Raw genomic sequence first — 18698 nt, 5'->3', positions numbered from 1 at the left:
TCCCTCCATCAATTATGCAACGCACTGATCTTCACCGCATCGCGCGGTCGATCACAGTAACAGCTGTGCGCGAACGTTGTCCGCGTTGACCTCCTCACCGGCCAGCGATCGCGTGATCTTGCCCTTCTCCATGATGTAGCAGCGCTGCGCGATCTCCAGGATGGTGTCGAGGTTCTGCTCGACGAACACGATCGTGGTCCCGAGCTCCGCCCGGAACGATTTCAGCGCCTCGCAAATATGCTGCACGATCGACGGCTGGATGCCCTCGGACGGCTCGTCGAGGATCATCAGCGCCGGATTGCCGATCAGCGCGCGGCCGATCGCAAGCTGCTGCTGTTCGCCGCCGGACATGGTGCCCGCGATCTGGCGCCGGCGCTCCTTCAGGCGCGGAAAATACTCGTAGACCAACTCGGGCAGCTTCTTGCCTTCGGGCCCGCCGATCAACTCGCCGACCTGCAAATTCTCCTCGACGCTCATTTGCGGAAAGACGTCGCGGCCCTGCGGGATGTAACCGAAGCCGGCGCGCGCTCGCGCATCGGCCTCGAGCTGCGTGACATCCTGATCCATGAAGCTGATGGTGCCGCGCCAGGTCTGCAGCAGTCCGATCAGGCACCGCATCAGGGTCGACTTGCCGACGCCGTTGCGGCCGATCACGCCGACAATCTCGCCGCGCGAGACCGACATGCTGACGCCCTGCAGGATCGGCGTCGCGCCGTAACCCGCCCAAAGCCCCGACACCTCCAGAATGCGATCAGTGGGCATGGGTCTTACCCAGATAGATTTCCGCGACCTTCTCGTCTTCCAAAATCGCCTCCAAGCTGCCGCGCGCGAAGATCTTGCCAAGATGCAGAACGGTAACGCGCTGGGCGACCTGACGCACGAACGCCATGTCGTGCTCGACGACCAGGACGGTCATGCCCTCGGCATTGAACGACTTGATCAGCTCGCCGGTCTTGAAAGTCTCTTCCGGCCCCATGCCGGCAGTCGGTTCGTCCAGCAGCAGCAGCTGCGGCTGCAGCGCCAGCGCCATCCCGATCTCCAGCCATTGCTGCTGGCCGTGCGACAGCGCGCCGGCGAGCTTGCCGCTATCGTCAGCCAGATTGAGCAACGCGAGCAGCCGCTCCTCTTCAGCACGGCATTCCGCGCCCAAAATGCGTTCCTGCAGCGCGATCTGGATGTTCTGCCGCACCGGCAGCTCCTTGAACACGCTCGGCGCCTGCATCTTGATGCTCATGCCGCGTTGCACCCGCGCGTAGGGCCGCTCGGCGGTGATATCGATCGAGTCGAAGAAGATGCTGCCCGTGGTCGGCGGATAGAGCCCGACGATCAATTTGAACAACGTGCTCTTCCCGGCCCCGTTGGGCCCGATCAGGCAGTGCACCTCGCCGGCATTGACCGTCAGGTCGACGTCGGAGACGGCGGTCAATCCACCGAAACGCTTGGAGACACCTTTCACATCGACCAGCGCCATAATTCAGGTCTCATCCGATTGCAGGCGGGCGGTATCGGCCAGCGCGGGGGCTTCGTTGCGGCGCCGACGCTTGGTCCACCAATCGACGACCAGCTTGCCGATGCCGAGCACGAAGCCCTGCGGCGCCAGCATCACGGTGGCGAGCAGCAGCACGCCCATCAGCACCAGCGCCGCCTGCTGGCTGTAGACCGTGATGGTCTGAAAGCCGAACAGCAGCAGGAACGATCCGACCAAGGTCGCAGTCAGATCGTTGCGTCCGGAGAACGCAACCCACACGATCGGCATCGCCGCCGCCGGCAGGCCGATACTGGATGGCGTGATGAACTGCCCCCACGACGTGTACAACGCGCCGCTCAACCCTGCGAGGCCGCTGCCGATCACGAAGGTCAAAAGCTGATACTTGCGGACGTCATAGCCGAGCATCTCGGCGCGCTGCGGATTTTCCCGCGTCGCCACGATCACGTTGCCGATGCTCGAGTTCACCAGCATACGCAGCGCGATGTAGACGATGACGATCAGTGCGATCATGACGTAATAGAGCGCCGAGCCCTCGATGTCGAAGTTGCCGACCGTGAGCGGGTCCATCCCCTTCATGCCGTTGAAGCCGTTCAGCCGGGCCGGACCGATATGCCATTCGGGTCCCGCGGTCTGCCCGAGGAAGAAGGCAAGCACCAGCGTTGCCGACAGCGTTACGATGCCGAAGAAAATCCCGCTGATGCCGCCCCAGATCATGAAGTAGCCGAGGATCCCGGCCGCGATCATCGCGATGACCACGGAGAGAGCCAGCGCGGCGATCGTGGTCGTTCCCCCTCCCATATTGATGGCGAGCACGCCATAGCCGTAGCCGGCGATGCCGAAGAAGAAGGTCTGGCCGAACGACAGCATGCCGCCGTATCCCCACATCAGGCAGAGACCGAGCGCCATGAATATCCAGATCAGGAAGTAGGCGAAATTGCCGACATCATAGGAATCGGCGAACAGCGGATAGATCAGCGCGCCCGCCAACACGGCGAGGAAACAGGACCAGAAGATCTTCCCGCGTCCGAGCGTCTGCGGGCCCTCGAGCAGCTTCAACATCAGAAATTCCCGTCTAGCGCCCACGACGAACCAGCACGCTGGATAGTCCCTCGGGCAGCACACGTATGATCAGGATGACAGCAAACAGCATGCCGATCTGGCCGATGATCTGCCCGTAGCTGGCATTCAATGCCATTCGGATCATCGCCAGGAACACCGCGGCCGGCGCAGTTCCAAGCAGGACATCGGCGCCGCCGATCACGACGGTGACGAAGGCCTCCATGATGAAGGTCGCGCCCATGGTCGGCACCAGCGTCATGGTCGGCGCATAGAGCGCGCCGCAGAGCCCCGCAAGCGCGGTGCCGATGCCGAAGCTGATGGAATAGATCCGCCCGGTGCGCGCGCCGAGCGCCTTGGCCATCGCCGCGTTCTGCATCGTGGCGCGCGCGATCACGCCAAAGCGCGTCTTCATGAAGATGATGTAGAGGCCCGCAAGGACCGCTACCGCACAGGCAAACAGCACCAGCCGGTAGGTCGAGAACGTGTAGCCCCCGATCGCGAAGCTTCCTTCCGGCGTGCCGATACCCCGCACCGCGGACCCGACGATCAGCAGCATCGACTGCGTCACGATCAGGCTGAGGCCCCAGGTCGCGAGCAGCGAGTTCGAGCGGTCGCTTGTAGAAGCGCCGCACGACGAGGTACTCGACGATCATGCCGATGATCCCCGCGGTCAGCGCGGCCAGGATCTGCGCGATCGGAAGCGGCACGCCGAGATTCACGAGCCCCACGGTGACGTAGGCGCCGCACATGATGAACTCGCCATGGGCAAGATTGATCACGCCCATCATGCCGAACACGATGGCCAGGCCCGCCGCCGACAGGATCAGGAACGCGAAGACATCGGCGAACTGATAAAATACCGAGAAGAGTTCAGCCGACATTCCGGTCTCCCTGATCGCGGCGCCGCATCATTGCGGCGCCGGCTCGCCTCAAAGCCGCGATGCAAACACGAGCAAGATTCGTGCCCGTGCGCATCACGATTTGCTGGGAAGATGACTCGGCGTGTACTGGTCCTTGTCGTTCTTCTTGGTGAGGTCGCACCCGATCTCGCCAAGCCAGTAAGGCTGGATCGTGCCGTAGTCCTTCTCCACCGTCACCTCATGCTTGGGCCCGACCGAGATCAGGCGCATGCGGTGCGACATGTGCTGGCTCTTCGGGTCGATGCAGACCTTGCCCTCCGGCGCGTCCATGCAGACGTCGCCCAGCGCGATCACCTTGCGGATCTCCTCGCGCTTGGTCGACTTGGCCTTCTCGACCAGCGCCTTGTACATGTAGAGCGCGTTGTAGGCGTTGTAGCCCATGTCGTTGATGTAAAGCTCATCGGGGAATTTTGCGTGCCAGCGCTTCTTGAAGTTGTTGGCTTCGGGGGTATCGATCTCCTCGAACCAGTTCGCGGTCGCATGCATGTTGTTGAGCGCCGGTGGCTTGAACCGCTTGTGCTCGAAGCCGAGCATGATCTTGATCGAAGAGCCCATCGGCAGGTTGAGGTTGGCCGCGGCCGCCTGCTCGAAGAACGAGTCCTGCGCCGCGCCGACATTGATCGTCAGCAGCAAGTCCGGTTTGGCCTTCTGGATGTTCTGGATGCTCTGCGAGAATTGCGACACGCCGAGCGGGATGAACTCCTCGCCGGCCATCTTGCCGCCGTTCTCCTTGACGATCTTGCGGACCCACTCCGCCGAGATCTGGCCGAAATTGTAGTCGGCTGCGATGACATAGACCTTCTTGCCGAATTTCTGGACCATCCACGGGATCAGGGTCGAGAACTGCTGCTCCGGCACCGCGCCCATGCTGATCATGCTGGCGTCGCAGACACCACCTTCATACTGGTTCGTATAGAAGTACGGCGTGGTGGTGCGATCGACGATCGGGCGCAATGCCTCGCGCGATGCAGAGGTGATGCCGCCGATCAGCACGTCGACCTTGTCGCGATTGAGCAGCCGGCGGCCGAACTCCTGATAGCGGGCATTGTCACCCTGGGGATCAAGGTGAATCAACTCGATCTGCCGGCCGAGAATGCCGCCGCTCTTGTTGATCTCCTCGACCGCCAGCTGCGAGCCGTGCAGCTTCGGCATGCCCATGAAGGCGAGGTCGCCGGAGACGTCCTCCAGCAAGCCGACCTTCAGCGGCGGCTCCGCCGCCTGGGCGGCACCTATTGCCGCCGTCCCGAGCATTGCACCAAGCAAAGCCATTCCGACTATACGCCCCGAATACATCGTGATGTCCTCTGTCGTTGAAGGATGTTTGAAGTCACGCCTTGAGGTAATTCTTCAGGATCGACGCTCCCATCGTGTATTTCGGATCGACCATGTTGCCGAGACGCACCCGGCCGGCCTGGGTCAGCAGCATGTAGGCATCGATCTCGTCGAAACCGTAGTCCGCCGCCATCCAGCGGCAGAGCTCGCGATAGGCGATACGCGCAGCGTCCTCGAGCGGGCGTGCGCTGCCGATCGTCATGATGAAGTCGCGCGTCTCGAGCCGCGGCCAGGCGATGGTCCAGCCCTTGATCAGGTCGACCTGCACCGTGGTCACGGTCGGATGCTCGATGGCGACGCCGCAGAGCTCGCCGTCGCCCTGCGCCGCATGGCAGTCGCCGAGATAGAGCAGCGCGCCTTCGGCATGCACCGGCAGATAGATAATCGCGCCCGGTGCGACGTCGGGCAAGTCCATGTTGCCGCCGTGATAATCGGGCTGCAGCGACGAGATCGCCTCGATCTCCGGCGAGGTGCCGATGGTGCCGATGAAGGGCTCATAGGGCAGCGTGATCTTGTCGTTCCAGCGCACGCCGTTGCGGTCGACATGCAGCTTCCTGACGCGTTCCGGCAGCGGCGGATTGAGCAGCGCCGTGGATGCGGTCCCGACCAGGCCGCCGAATTCCGGAATGATGCAGGTCGTTCCGGCCGGCTGCGCGCCGCGGGTCTCGACGTCGCGGATATAGACGGCGAGGCAATCGCCCTTCCTGGCGCCCTTGACCGCGATCGGCCCGCATTGCGGATTCAGGTAGGGGAAGTTCAGTTTTGCCGTGGGACTGTCGCTTTCGCTGGTGAGCACGCCGCCGAAGGCGTCTTCGGTCTCGACAACGACCACCCCGCCCGGATCGATCGACAGGGTCGGCTTGGCATAGGGCCCATAGACGTAATGGAAGCCGCCCTGCTGCTCGATCGTCAGGCTATGGGTTGTACCGGTCGCGCCCTTGGCAAGGGCGCGCTTGGCCATGATGGAACTCTTCAACCAATCTTCGGTCATGCGGTCGGCTCCTCAATTCAGATCGCGGGATGGCGCTTGTGCCAGTCGGTGACGCGCTGGAAGGCATCGCCTGCGCGAACGAGGCTTGCTTCGTCGAAGTGACGGCCGACGAACTGGAAGGCGACAGGCCCGCCGTTCGGCGCGAAGCCGCCGGGAAGCGTCACGGTCGGGCTGCCGGTCATGTCGAACGGACAGGTGAAGCGCAGCAGCCCGGTAATCAGCGACGGGTCCTCACCCAGCGCCGCCATCTTGGCCAATGTCGGCGCAGCGAACGCCTGGGCCGGGAGGGCGATCAGATCGACCGTCTCGAACAACAGCCGCACCGCGCCGCGGAATGCTTCGCGCCGCAGCACGATCTTCTGATAGTTCATGCCGGATTGCGCCCGGCCGAGATCGAGCAGGCCGGCGAGCGCCGGACCATATTCGTCCTTGCGTGCGGGATAGGTCTCTTCGTGCGCGACCGCCACTTCGATGCCGCACAGCGGGAACCAATCCTCGATCACGGCCTTCGGATCAGGGAAGGTGATGTCCTTGATCTTCGCACCCAGATCGGCGGCAACGCGCAGCCCTTCGCTGAGCACCTTGCCGGCAGCCTCGTCGGTTCCCTCGCTGGTCCAGCGTCGATCGACCCCGATCGTCACGCCGCGCAGATCGCCGGACAGGCCGGCGAGATAGTTCGGCACGGGCAGCGGCACGGAGGTGGTGTCCTTGGGATCCTGGCCCGCAATCACGGTGAGGATCGCGCCGCAATCGGCCGCGCTGCGCGCCATCGGCCCGATGTGATCGAGCGTTGCCGCGAGTTCGAACGCGCCATAACGGCTCACCCGTCCCCAGGTCGGCTTCAGCCCGGTGATGCCGTTGGCGGCCGATGGAAAACGGATCGAGCCGCCCGTATCAGTGCCAAGCGAACCGAAGCAAAGCCCCGCGGCGGTGGCGACACCGGAACCGCTCGACGATGCGCCCGACCACAAATCCGCATTCCACGGATTCTTCGGCGGATCGATCTTCGGATGATGGTCGGCATAGGCGCCCTCGGTCTGCTGCAGCTTGCCGAGGATGACAGCGCCGGCATCCTTCAACCGCGCGACGACCGTGGCATCGTCGCTCGGCCGGAAGTCCCGGTGAATGGTCATGCCGTGCGCGGCCGGCGCGCCCTTGGCCCAGCACAAATCCTTGACGGCGATCGGCACGCCGTGGAGCGGTCCCTTGATCCTGCCGGACGCGATGTCCTTCTCGGCTGCAGCCGCTTCGGCCAGCGCCGCCTCGCCCATCACATAGGCGTAGCTCTTGAGCTTGCCGTCGAGCTGCTCGATCCGCCCGAGCATCGCCTTGGTCACCTCGACCGGCGAGAGCTTTTTGGCCTGGATTTGCTGCCCGATCTCAATGAGCCCGAGATAGTGAAGATCCGTCGTCGGCATCGTTTCTCATCCCCGCACTTGACATGACGCAAGCGCAGGCACTGCCCATCACCGCGCATGCGCCTCCGGCTTGGCGGCACGGACGTGTCGCCAATTTGTTTAGCGGCAAAAGCAAAAAGCCACCCGCCCCTCCGAAACGAAGGTGACGAATGGCCCAAATGCCGCGGCTATGAACTATCGCATGGGTCCGGAGTCGAACGGAGCACTCTGCGCGGCGATCGGGACGTCATCGGCCAAATCGACGCACGCAAGGTTCGACAGGAAACCCTGTAGGAGAAAATTCTAAGGAGGTGTGCAGCGCGTTGTCAACGAGGCTGGCTGCACAAATTTCGCGAGGTGCATGCGCAGCAAATCGGCATGACCTCTTGCACCGACCTCTGCGAAGATGATTTCCTTGATGCGTTGCGCCGCCGAAAGTACTCAATGACCAAGCCCTCCATTCCAATTGGCATCATCTGCTCGCAGCACGGGCCCTATCAGGCCATGGGACGCGAGATCCTGAAGAGCGCCATGATGGCGGTCGACGAAATCAACAATCAGGACGAATTCGACTTCGCGATATCTGCGCATGTCCGCGATCCCCGCGGAATCATTTCGGAGTACCACACGGTCTGCGACGACCTCATTCGCAACGTCGGCGTTGAGCACATCATCGGCTGCTACACCTCAGCCTCGCGCAAGCAGGTGCTGCCGATCGTCGAGCGTACCGACCGCCTGCTCTGGTATCCGGCGCGCTACGAGGGGTTCGAATGCTCCGACAACGTCATCTATGTCGGCGCCTCACCCAATCACAACGTGCTGCCACTGGTGCGTTACGTGCTCGATAATCTGTCGCGCGAGATCTTCTGTGTCGGCTCCAACTACGTCTGGACCTGGGAAACCAATCGCGTCACCCGCGAGCTGGTGACGGCGGCCAAAGGACGCATTCTCGCCGAACGCCTGCTCGAACTCGGTGAGAGCGCGGTCACGCACATCGTGGACGAGATCGTGCGGCGCCGGCCGCCGGTCGTCTTCAACACCTTGGTCGGCAGTTCGAGTTATGACTTCATCCGCGCCTTTCATGCGGCGACTGCCGCGGCCGGCCTCGACATCCCGATGCTGAGCTGCAGCCTGTGCGAGCCCGAGCTCAAGATCGCGGGTCCCGCATCGGCCGGATGCATCACCTCGTCGGCCTATTTCGAAAGCATTCGCCTGCCCGAGAACCGGGCCTTCGTGGCGCGCTGGAAGGCGCGCTACGGCGAGCACAGCAGCCCGTCCGTCGACGGGCAATCCGCCTATGTCGCGGTCTATCTGCTGGCCCGCGCGCTGCAGCGCGCCGGCACATCCGATATCGGCGAGGTGCGGCGCGCCGCCGCCGGCCATCGCTACAATTCGCCGCAAGGTCCGGTCTGGATCGACGGCAGCAACAACCACTGCGTCCTGACGCCGCGGCTGGCCGTCTCGAACGCCGAAGGACAGTTTGACATCTTCTGGGAAGCTGAAGCGCCGGTTAGACCGGATCCTTATCTGACGCAGCTCGACATCGCCGCCAGCCCGGCAAGGGATGGAACGTTGCCGAATGCGCCGCATTTGCGGGTCGTGAAATGAGCAAACCGTCGTCATTTTCGCTGCGCGGGCGCAAGGCGCTCGTCGCCATCAAGGATGAGCGCGATGCCTCGATCGTCAGGCGCCAGTTCGAGCGCCTCGGAATCGAGATCGTCACATGGGAGCCCGGCGCCAATATCGACTGCCGCCCAGACGTGACGCTGATCGATGACGAGTTCCTGCCGCTCACCTCGCCGGCACAGCGGGCGTCGCTTGGACGAAGCCCGGTCATCGCCCTGCTCGGCACCGAGACGCCGAGCCGCCTGAAGCTCGTGCTCGACCTCGATCCGGCGTCATTCCTGGTGAAGCCGCTGCGCTCGGCCGGCATCTATGCCGCGCTCGTCCTGGCCTTCGAGCGAAGCGAGCGCACCAGCGAGCTGAAGCAGCAGGTGCTCAAGCTGGAGCAGCGGCTGCGATCCCGCCGCGTCGTGCTTGCCGCGGTCCTTCAGGTCATGCACACCCATGCACTGGCCGAGCCGGCTGCGTTTGCGCTGATCCGCCGCGCCGCCATGGAGCAGCGCAAGACGATCGAGGAACTCTCGGCGGAGATCACCGCAAAGGGCTCCCTGCCCCGGGCAACCGGATAGCTCCTGCGACTATTTCTTCAGTTCCGCGTAGAGCTGCATCACCCGTTGCGGCAACGCCTCGATGCGCGGCACGCGGAGCGCATAGCGCTCGCCGAAAATCCGATCGAGCTGGGGAAACCTGTGCTCACCGATGCCAAAGGCAAAGATATCGGTGCCGCGCCGCCGCAGCTGCTGGGCGGCCCGGCGCGCGTCCTCGACGAGATATTGCGCATCCGGCACGTCGACGTCGGACGGCTCGCCGTCGGTCAGAACCAGCAGCACCTTCCGGAACGCCCGTCGTTCCGCGAGGTAGCCGCCGGCATGGCGCAATGCTGCACCCAGCCGGGTGGAATGGCTGCTGCCCAGGCCCGCAAGACGTGCGCGAACCACGGCGTCCATCGGCTCCGCAAAGCCCTTGATGCGCAGGTAGCGCACGCGCTCGCGGCCGTCGGAGCTGAAGCCGTGCACCGCGATCGAATCGTTGGCGGCCTCGACCGCCGCCGCCATGATCGCGGCCGCCTTGCGTTCGACGTCGAGGACCGTCCGGCCGCGGCGGTCACGGTCGGCGGTCGATTGCGACAGATCCAGCAGCAGCAGGATGGCGAGATCGCGCGGTCCCGGCGCATCGCGCTGGTAGACCCTGGGCTCGCTGATGTTGCCGGTGCGCCGCTCGATCGTCAGGGCGATCGCCGCGTCAATGTCGAGCGCGTCGCCGTCGCGCTGGCCCTTGTGTCTGATCCGGCGGCCGATCGACGCGTCGCGTGTCAACTCCGTGATCCAGCGCATCGCCTCGGCGTCCGTCGAGGAATCGAAGGGCTGCGCGGAAACGGCGGCATCAGCTTCCAGAATCGTGGTCCAGTCCGGCCGCTCGGTACGCGCCGCGTAGTCCCATTCCGGATAGGTCGCGACTGGAAACCCGTCCAGCAGCGTGACCGCGGCGGCCTTCGCGCGCAGCGTCTCATCCGGCTTGGCGTCGTCGTCGGCCGATTGGCCACCCGCATCGTCGCGTCGCTCGATCCGTACGGAATCGACGGCAAGCTCGATCGTCTCGGCCGGACTGTCCGGCTGGTCGCCGAAATCCCACAGCGCCAGATTATCGTCGCGATAGGCGGGTTCGACGACGTAGCTCTTGGCGTTGAACTGCAGCCGCATCTGCCCGATGTCGTTGCCGAGCAAGCCACCGATCTCGCGGCTGATGGCGGGATCGGTCCAGCGGCCGGCGGCGGCGGCAAACAGCTGACGTCCCTTGGTCACCCAGGCATCCGGATCCTGATAATCGGGATCGACCAGCGCCCGCGCCAGCCGCATCATCAGTCCGGCTGCGGTTGCCTGGCCGGCTGGCGTCGCGCTGTGAAATGGCAGCCACAGCCGGCGCAGCCCGGGCATCTCGCGAAGCGCCAGCGTCTCGACCCGGGCATCCTCGATCAGCGAGACCAGCGCGATCTGCAGCGCCTTCAGTCGCCCCACCGGAAAGCGGGCGGTGGAGTGCACCAGATGCGCGCCGGCATGCGCGACCGCCGCGAGATAGACGGCCTCCGCTGCCTCGCCTTCGAAGCCGGGAAAGGTCTGCGGAAGACCGATGAGGCCGGCGGCAAGTGAGGTCCGCCGCGGCACCGGCGTCGGTGCAACGGCAAGCTTGCGGAAACGCGGCTTTCTGTTCCACAACGCAATCGTGGTTGCAGCGAGGCGCTTCTCCAGCCGCGCGAAATCATCCCCGCTCCGGCCGGCTGCGAACAGCTGCGCCGAAAGCTGATCGTCGAGCGCGAAATAGGCGCGGCGGCGCGATGCGCGACCGCCACTGGCGCGCAAGCCAGTGGAGACCCACGCCGCAAACTCCTCGCCGCCGGCATGCGCCAGAAACTGCCCCAGCCGGCCGATCGCGAGGCCCGCCAACTCCGGACCGCTAGCTGCCAGTTGGTCGAGCGCGGCGAGAACCGCGGCGAGTTCTCCTGCACCTGCAAGCCGCGGCAGCACCTTGGACAATTCGCTCAGCAACGCATGGGCGACGCGGCTTCCGGCACTGCAGCCGATGTTCCGGACCGCGCGGCCGATCGCGATCAGATCATCGGCCGATCGCTGCGGCGGCCATTGCTCCGATAGACGCAGAAAGCCCTGCACCACGGCTTGACCGAGATTGGCCTCGAACAGGGCGTGCGCGGCATCGTCCCAGACCGCCAGATCATCGAACCAACCAGTTCGCTGCAGGGCAGCCCGCGCCGCCTGCACGGCCGCAGCTACATCGTCATGGCCGCGCAAGAGGGCCGCAAGCCGACGTCCGGACCGGAAGCTATCGAGCGAACTGATTTGCGCGACCGCCACCTGCAATCTTCCACTTACCCACAGGCCGAGATCACGTCGCGCAACGTGTTCCTGGTGTCCGCATCATCGGTCAAGGGAACGACGATCGTAGTCTCGCAGGCCTTTTCGAGGCTGATGCCGCATCCGATCAGGCGGCCGGCATTGACCAGCATCCGGGTCGAGGCGCCTTCGTCGAGCCCCTGACCCTTCAGGTTGCGGCTGTGCTGGGCGATCTTCACCAGGAGATCAGCGAGGTTCGGCTCGATACCGGCTTCGCGCGACACCACCTCGGTCTCGGCTGGCCGGTCCGGATAGCCGAAATCCAGCGCCGCGAAGCGCTGCTTGGTGGATTCCTTGAGGTCCTTGATCGCGCTCTGGTAGCCCGGATTGTAGGAGATCACGAGCTGGAAGTCGGAATGGGCGTGGATCAATTCACCACGCTTTTCCAGCGGCAGCACACGACGATCGTCGGTCAAGGGATGGATCACGACCGTCGTGTCCTGGCGCGCCTCGACGATCTCATCGAGGTAACAGATCGCGCCAAGACGCACGGCGGTCGTGAGCGGCCCGTCGCTCCACACCGTGCCCTCCGCATCGAGCAACCAGCGCCCCACCAGATCCGCCGCCGTCATGTCCTCGTGGCAGGCGACCGTGATCAGCGGGCGGCCGAGCCGCCACGCCATATATTCGATGAAGCGGGTCTTGCCGCAGCCGGTGGGGCCTTTCAGCATCACCGGCATGCGGCTGGCATAGGCTGCACCGAACAGTTCGATCTCATCCTTGAGCGGCCGGTAATAGGGTTCTTCCCGGATGCGGTACTGGTCAAGCAGCAAAGCGGGATTGGACAAGCTCACGCCTCCCATGATCGCGCAGGCAGCCGTTCGCAACCGGTCGATATCACGATGCGAGCAGCTCCTTGAGCTTGCTGTCGATGAAGTCGACATCGACCGGATTGGTCCCCGGCCCGCCGGCGAAGTGGCCCCAGATCGACGGTACCGGCACGAACTTGGCGTTCGGCATGTTCTCGACCTCGAACTTGCTGTCCTCCGGCGGGAAATAGAGATCGGTCTGACCCGGCATGACATAGGCCTTGGCCTTGATCGCCCGCAGCGCGGCCTTGAAGTCGCCGTTATAGATTTCGTTGTCGCTGATGTCGCCGTGCTGCCAGGTCCACAGCATGGTTAGCAGGTTGTTGGGATCCTTCGGCAGGAAGAAGCCTTCCCAGAACGCCACCAGGAAATCCTCCAGCGACGAATAGCCCAGCGTCTTGATGTCGAGTTGCTCGCGATAGAAGGCCTGCGAAAAGCCCCAGCCGGCATAGACACGCGCCGCGGCGCGCAGGCCGCGGGCCGGCTTGTCGGTGTACCAGCCCTCCTTCCACGCAGCATCCGCCGTGAGTGCCGCCTTCACGCCTTCGAGGAACACGAAGTTGTGGCGCGAGCATTTGGCCGAGCCGCAGAACGGCGCCAAGAGGTCCATCATGTCCGGATAGAGCGCGCCCCAATGGAACGTCTGCAACGCGCCCATCGACCAGCCGACGACGAGACGGATGTGCTTGATGCCGAATTTCTCGGTCACCAGCCGGTGCTGGGCGCGCACATTGTCATAGGCCGTCACCTGTGGGAAACGCGGTCCATTATACGGTTCCGGCGTGTTGCTCGGCGACGACGACAGCCCATTGCCGAGCATGTTCGGAATGATGATGAAGTACTTTGCCGGATCGAGCGCCCTGCCCGGTCCGATCAGCCATTCATTGTCGTAGTGCTGGCCGGAGTACCAGGTCGGATAGACGATGACGTTGTCCTTGGCCGCGTTGAGCTGGCCATAGGTCTTGTACGCGAGCTTGCAATCGCGAATGGTCGCGCCGCGCTGCAAGGTCAAATTGCCGAGATCATGGATCTGATAGTCGACGCTCATTGATATACCCTTCTTGCTTGATCGAGCTGATCGCTTACGCCGGACGCGCCACCTTTTCCGTGGAAGACTCCACCCGTGCAATCGCCCCGTACACAATGCCTGCGACCACCGCGGCGGAGATCGCAGTGGACAGTCCCGGCATCAGGTTTTCAACCGCAAAGGCACACAGCGACCCGATGCCCCAGGCGATGAACGGCTTCGCACGCCAGTCGACGTCCGCGCGCGCCTCGGCTCGCAGCAGGTACTGATCGACCAGGATGATCGCGCCGATCGGCGGCACCAGGATGCCGAGCAGCGACAGCCACTGGATGAAGAACGCCCAGACATTGCCGGCAGCGACCAGGATGCCAAGCGCGCCGAGCACCACCGCCATGAGCCGCATATTGGTCCCGAGGATGCGCGACCAGCCGGTGGCTGCGTTGTACAGGCAATGCGAGCAGACCGAGCCGAGATTGGCATAGAGGAAGATGAACGCGAGGATGCTCAGCCAGGTGAGCTGCTTGCCGTTCATGTAGCCGAACATGTTGTCGACACCGAACGGGTTGGCGTTCGGCACGGCGAGCGCCGCCGTCATCACGCCGCCGACCAGCATTGCCACCAGATTGGCGAACGGAAACGCGCTGAACGTGGCGAACAGCGAGGACCGCGTGCTCGGCGCCCAGCGATTGAAGTCCGCCGTCACCGTGCCTGCGTCGATGAACAGCGCGAGCACCACCGTAAACCCGACGCCCATCGACATGCTGGCGACGCCATTATTGCCGGTATAGCCGAAGATCGCCGCCGACGTCGTGGTCGAGGCGGCATCGGCCGCGACCCAGAGGCCGAGCACGACAAACATCGGCACTGACGCCAGCCCGATCCAGTGCAATCCCTTCACGCCGACGAAGGTAATCCCGATATAGAGCACGCCCGCGACGATGGTCATCGCCACATAGTTGAGGCCGTAAGTCGAGGAGATCAATGCGCCGGTGATGCCGGTCTGCACCGCATACCAGCCGAGCAGCAGCGTCGACAGCAGGCCCGACGCCAGCACATAGCCCTTCTTTCCGAACACGATGCTGGCGATCAACGCGAAGTTCATGCCTCGCCTCGTGCCGATCAGGCCGAGCGCGCCGACATAGGCGAACATGATCAGATTGCCGACGATCATCGCCACCAGCGCATTCTTAAATCCCATACCCAGCACCAGCAGCGATCCGGTCATCGCGCCGGTGATGATCATCGGAAAGCCCAGCCATACCATCGTGACCGAGAAGGCGCTGCGCCGGGCGCTCATCGGCACCGGCTCGTGCTCGAATTCATGGCCGAGAAGATCGTCGATCTGCCCTTCGGTCTGCTGAACCAGCCCGCTATTCGATTGGCCGCTCATGATGTCCCCCTGTTTCCTTCGCGAGGAAGTGTCCGCCGTTGCATCGAACCACGCCGGCGCGAAACATCGCGCCGGCGCCGATCATCGATGTCACTCAACGATGTGCGACTTTCTGGTTCGGAATGCCCTCGATCGGGCATTCGTCGGTTCCGACGGTCGGACGGGTCATGGCCTCGACCATTTCCCGTGTCCCCTCGGGGTCGGTGATCCAGTTCTTATAGAAGGTGTAGGGGCAGACCGCGTGGCCGCGATCGCTGTCGCCGGAATTGATCATGCCGGTGTAGCCGCGGTGGACCAGCTTGTAGAGATGATTCTGCGACTGGCCGTTGCGGCGCGCATCGCGGATGAGCGACACCGAGAGCTGGGCGTATTGGATGCCGTAATCCTCCTCGGTACCGCACTCGCCGAGGGTGCGGCCGTCGAAGCCGATGATCGCGGAATGGCCGAAGTAGGAATAGACGCCGTCGAAGCCGGCGGCATTGGCGACGGCGACATAGACGTTGTTGGCCCACGCCATGGCCTTGGAGATCATGACCTGCTGCTCCTTGGCCGGATACATGTAGCCCTGGCAACGCACGATCAGCTCGGCGCCCTTCATGGCGCAGTCGCGCCAGATCTCCGGATAATTGCCGTCGTCGCAGATGATCAGGCTGACCTTGAGCCCTTTCGGCCCCTCGGACACATAGGTGCAATTGCCGGGATACCAGCCCTCGATCGGCACCCAGGGCATGATCTTGCGGTACTTCTGCACGATCTCGCCCTTGTCGTTCATCAGGATCAAGGTGTTGTAGGGCGCCTTGTGCGGATGCTCCTCGTGGCGCTCGCCGGTCAGCGAGAATACGCCCCACACCTTGGCCTTGCGGCAGGCCTCGGCGAAGATCGCGGTTTCCTCGCCTGGCACCATGGATGCCGTTTCGTACATCTCCTTGGAGTCGTACATGATGCCTTGCGTGGAATATTCCGGGAAGATCACGAGGTCCATGCCGGGCAGGCCGAGCTTCATGCCAACGATCATGTCGGCGATCTTGCGGGCGTTATCGAGCACCTCGGCCTTGGTATGCAGCCGGGGCATCTTGTAATTGACCACTGCAACGCCGACCGTGTCGTTGCTGCTCGATATGTCTCCATGCAACATGTCTCGACTCCCTTTCCTGAACGATAAGTCCCGCTACACGGCCATGTGCAGCTGGATGAGATCATCGGTGAGCTCACCGATCGCGCCCTTGGCGACGACGCGTCCCTTTTCGAGCAGCGCGAAGCGGTGAGACGCGCGCCGCGCGAACGCGACATTCTGTTCGACCAGCACGACCGTGATGCCGCGCTCGCGATTGAGACTGACGATCACGTCCTCGATCTGCTCGACGATGTTTGGCTGGATACCCTCGGTCGGCTCGTCCAGCAGGATCACCTTGGGCTTGGCCAGCAGCGCACGCGCGATCGCAAGCTGCTGCTGCTGGCCGCCGGAGAGATTGCCGCCATAGCGATTGAGAAAATCCTTGAGGACCGGAAACAGCTCGAGCACCCATTCCTCGATTCCGTTGGCCGATTTCGCCGCGAAGGTTCCGAGCGTCAGGTTCTCCCGCACGGTGAAGCGCGGCAGAATCCCGCGGCCCTGTGGTACGTAGGCAATACCGGCCTTGGCGCGCTGATAGGTCCGCAGCGGCGAGATGTCGGCGCCGTCGAGCGACAGCCGTCCGGTGCACCGGTCCATCAGGCCGAGGATGCTGCGCATCAGCGTGGTCTTGCCGACGCCGTTGCGGCCGAGCACCGAGAGGAATTCGCCATTGCCAACCATCAGGTTGATGCCCTGCAGGGCGCGGCTGTTGCCGTAGAAGGCGTCGACGTCGGTCAGCTCAAGCATGGCTGATGCCTCCCGATCCGAGATAGGCGCGGCGCACTTCCGGATGCGCTTCCACTTCCGCCGCGGTGCCCTCGGCCAGCATCTGGCCCATATGCATCACGGAGATGATGTCGCCGATCGCCTTGACGAAGCCCATGTCGTGCTCGACCACGATCAGCGTGTGCTTGCCCTTCAGCCGTGCGAACAGTTCGGCGGTCTTGCGGGTTTCCTGCGCCGTCATGCCCGCGGTGGGCTCGTCCATCAGGATCAGCTCGGCGTCTTGGGCGACCAGCATGCCGATCTCCAGCCACTGGGTCTGACCGTGCGACAGATAGGCGGCCGGCCGGTCGAGCTGCTCGGTGAGCCCGACCAGCTCGGCCAGACGCTCGACATGCTCGCGTCCTGAATTGCCGATATTCCAGCGCAAATTGCCAAGCACGGAGGTGCGACGCGCTCGCGCCACTTCAAGGTTCTCGCTGACCGTGAGCTCGCGGAACACGCTCGGCACCTGGAATTTGCGGCCGACGCCGGCGCGGGCGATTTCGTATTCCTCGAGGTCCTGCAGCGCGGTGCCATCGAAGCTCACTGTGCCGGCGCTCGGCTTGACCTTGCCGCAGATGATGTCCAGCGCCGTGGTCTTGCCGGCCCCGTTCGGCCCGATCAAGCAGCGCAGCTCGCCCTTGCGCACGCTCATATTGAGACTGTTGAGCGCCTTGAAGCCGTTGAAGCTGACCGAGACATCGCGTAGATCGAGATGGGAGCTCATGTGCTGCCCTCCGTCTGGCCGACGCCTTGCGCCACGCCGCCCGCGGCAGCGTGCCGCCGCAGCGCGATCCAGCGCAGCACGACCTGCGCAAGGCCGGCGAGCCCCTTCGGCAGGAACAGCACCACGAGCACGAACAGCGCGCCCATCACCAGCGTCCAGGTCTCCAGGAATGCTGCGGACTCCGACAGCGCGCCCTGCATGCCCGCCACCAGCACCGCGCCAAGGAACGCACCGACCAGGCTCTGCCGGCCGCCGACCGCGCACCACACCACCACCGAAAGCGAGAGCTGCACGCCGAGGAAGGTCGGCGAGGCAAACTCCATCACCACCGTGTAGAGCATGCCGGCAAGGCCCGCGATCGCCGCCGACAGCGCGAACACGAAGATCTGGTAAAGCGCGACGTCATAGCCGAAGTAGCGCACCCGGCTCTCATGGTCGCGGATCGCCTGTACAATCAGGCCGGCCTTGGTTCTTGTGAAGGCAAAGGCGACAAGCAGGCTGAGCAGGACACAACTGGCCACGAGATAGTAGGTTGCGCGGCCATAAGCATCGAACGCGACGCCGAAGATCTCGAGCTGGGCGAGATCGGTGATGCCGTTGAAGCCGCCGGTGTAGCTCTGCTGGTCGATGATCACGAGATTGATCACCACCATGGTGGCGAGCGTGATGATCGAGACATAGACGCCGGTGACGCGCCCCCGGAACATGAACCAGCCGAGCGCCGCCGCAACCAGCGCCGGCACGATCAGGCCCGCGGCGATCGCGAAGGTCAGCGACCGGAAGGGCTCCCAGAACCACGGCAAATGCTGGACATTGTTCCAGACCATGAAGTCCGGCAGTCCGCTCGCTCCGGTATGCACCGGCACGGTCTTGAGCTTGAGCGCCATCGCCATGGCGTAGGAGCCGAGCCCGAAGCTCATCGCCTGGCCGAGGTTCAGGATGCCGCCGAATCCCCAGGACAGCCCGAGCGACACCGTGAGAATCCCCAGCACCAGATAACGCGCGACCTTGTTGAGCAGGAAGTCGTTGTTGAGCAGCACCGGCAGCGCGAACACCACGGCGCAGACGATCAGCAGAGGCGCAAGCTGCGCGATCAGGCGCTGCAATCCGCTGGAGTTGGGAACATGCGACGGCATAGATGAGCGATCT

General features: G+C 63.9%; 16 protein-coding genes and 1 pseudogene. 2 read left to right on the top strand and 15 right to left on the bottom strand.

Features of this window, described 5'->3' with window-relative positions:
* Positions 1–51: 51 nt before the first annotated feature.
* The 7 genes and pseudogenes from RX327_RS15480 to RX327_RS15450 form a co-directional block, all read right to left on the bottom strand.
* Entirely contained in the window at positions 52–762 is a 711-nt protein-coding gene (locus tag RX327_RS15480; RefSeq protein WP_050386935.1) for an ABC transporter ATP-binding protein, read from the bottom strand.
* Positions 752–1471 carry an ATP-binding cassette domain-containing protein gene (locus RX327_RS15475; protein WP_317250768.1) on the bottom strand — a complete coding sequence of 240 codons (720 nt, stop codon included), beginning with the start codon at positions 1469–1471 and terminating at the stop codon, positions 752–754. The genes RX327_RS15480 and RX327_RS15475 overlap by 11 nt, the downstream gene beginning before the upstream one ends.
* A gap of 3 nt (positions 1472–1474) precedes the next feature.
* Positions 1475–2548: a branched-chain amino acid ABC transporter permease gene (locus tag RX327_RS15470; RefSeq protein WP_050386936.1), complete on the bottom strand. Its 1074-nt coding sequence runs from the start codon at positions 2546–2548 to the stop codon at positions 1475–1477.
* Between the two features lie 13 nt (positions 2549–2561).
* A pseudogene (locus RX327_RS15465) lies at positions 2562–3429 on the bottom strand (ABC transporter permease subunit).
* A gap of 93 nt (positions 3430–3522) precedes the next feature.
* Positions 3523–4737, bottom strand: a complete 1215-nt coding sequence (locus RX327_RS15460; RefSeq protein ID WP_317250767.1) for an urea ABC transporter substrate-binding protein — start codon at positions 4735–4737, stop codon at positions 3523–3525.
* Between the two features lie 58 nt (positions 4738–4795).
* The gene (locus RX327_RS15455; RefSeq protein ID WP_317250766.1) at positions 4796–5791 is read right to left on the bottom strand and encodes an acetamidase/formamidase family protein; all 996 of its coding nucleotides are present in this window, start codon (positions 5789–5791) and stop codon (positions 4796–4798) included.
* Positions 5792–5808: 17 nt separating this feature from the next.
* Positions 5809–7209 carry an amidase gene (locus tag RX327_RS15450; protein WP_050386938.1) on the bottom strand — a complete coding sequence of 467 codons (1401 nt, stop codon included), beginning with the start codon at positions 7207–7209 and terminating at the stop codon, positions 5809–5811.
* Positions 7210–7632: 423 nt separating this feature from the next.
* On the opposite strand from RX327_RS15450, the gene RX327_RS15445 reads away from it, so the two are divergent.
* Together RX327_RS15445 and RX327_RS15440 are read left to right on the top strand one after the other, a co-directional pair.
* Positions 7633–8796: a transporter substrate-binding domain-containing protein gene (locus RX327_RS15445; protein ID WP_050386939.1), complete on the top strand. Its 1164-nt coding sequence runs from the start codon at positions 7633–7635 to the stop codon at positions 8794–8796.
* Positions 8793–9380: an ANTAR domain-containing response regulator gene (locus tag RX327_RS15440; RefSeq protein WP_028331414.1), complete on the top strand. Its 588-nt coding sequence runs from the start codon at positions 8793–8795 to the stop codon at positions 9378–9380. Before RX327_RS15445 ends, RX327_RS15440 begins: the two co-directional genes overlap by 4 nt.
* 9 nt (positions 9381–9389) lie before the next feature.
* On the opposite strand, the gene RX327_RS15435 is transcribed toward RX327_RS15440, so the two are convergent.
* The 8 genes from RX327_RS15435 to urtC form a co-directional block, all read right to left on the bottom strand.
* Positions 9390–11678 carry a nitric oxide reductase activation protein NorD gene (locus RX327_RS15435; RefSeq protein ID WP_317250765.1) on the bottom strand — a complete coding sequence of 763 codons (2289 nt, stop codon included), beginning with the start codon at positions 11676–11678 and terminating at the stop codon, positions 9390–9392.
* 14 nt (positions 11679–11692) lie between these two features.
* On the bottom strand, positions 11693–12520 hold the full coding sequence (locus tag RX327_RS15430; RefSeq protein WP_050386941.1) for a CbbQ/NirQ/NorQ/GpvN family protein: 828 nt from the start codon (positions 12518–12520) through the stop codon (positions 11693–11695).
* A 34-nt stretch (positions 12521–12554) separates the two neighbouring features.
* Positions 12555–13574, bottom strand: coding sequence for an alpha/beta fold hydrolase (locus RX327_RS15425; protein WP_050386942.1), 1020 nt, complete (start codon positions 13572–13574; stop codon positions 12555–12557).
* A gap of 34 nt (positions 13575–13608) precedes the next feature.
* Positions 13609–14943, bottom strand: a complete 1335-nt coding sequence (locus tag RX327_RS15420) for a purine-cytosine permease family protein (protein WP_050386943.1) — start codon at positions 14941–14943, stop codon at positions 13609–13611.
* Between the two features lie 94 nt (positions 14944–15037).
* On the bottom strand, positions 15038–16078 hold the full coding sequence (locus RX327_RS15415) for an aliphatic amidase (RefSeq protein ID WP_317250764.1): 1041 nt from the start codon (positions 16076–16078) through the stop codon (positions 15038–15040).
* Between the two features lie 33 nt (positions 16079–16111).
* Positions 16112–16804, bottom strand: coding sequence for an urea ABC transporter ATP-binding subunit UrtE (urtE, locus tag RX327_RS15410; protein WP_050386944.1), 693 nt, complete (start codon positions 16802–16804; stop codon positions 16112–16114).
* Positions 16797–17549: an urea ABC transporter ATP-binding protein UrtD gene (urtD, locus tag RX327_RS15405; RefSeq protein ID WP_028331420.1), complete on the bottom strand. Its 753-nt coding sequence runs from the start codon at positions 17547–17549 to the stop codon at positions 16797–16799. Before urtD ends, urtE begins: the two co-directional genes overlap by 8 nt.
* Entirely contained in the window at positions 17546–18685 is a 1140-nt protein-coding gene (urtC, locus tag RX327_RS15400) for an urea ABC transporter permease subunit UrtC (protein ID WP_050386945.1), read from the bottom strand. The genes urtD and urtC overlap by 4 nt, the downstream gene beginning before the upstream one ends.
* Positions 18686–18698: the final 13 nt, after the last annotated feature.

Source organism: Bradyrhizobium sp. BEA-2-5, from assembly GCF_032918025.1.
Lineage (GTDB): Bacteria > Pseudomonadota > Alphaproteobacteria > Rhizobiales > Xanthobacteraceae > Bradyrhizobium > Bradyrhizobium pachyrhizi.
This window is presented reverse-complemented; position numbering and strand designations above follow the sequence as displayed.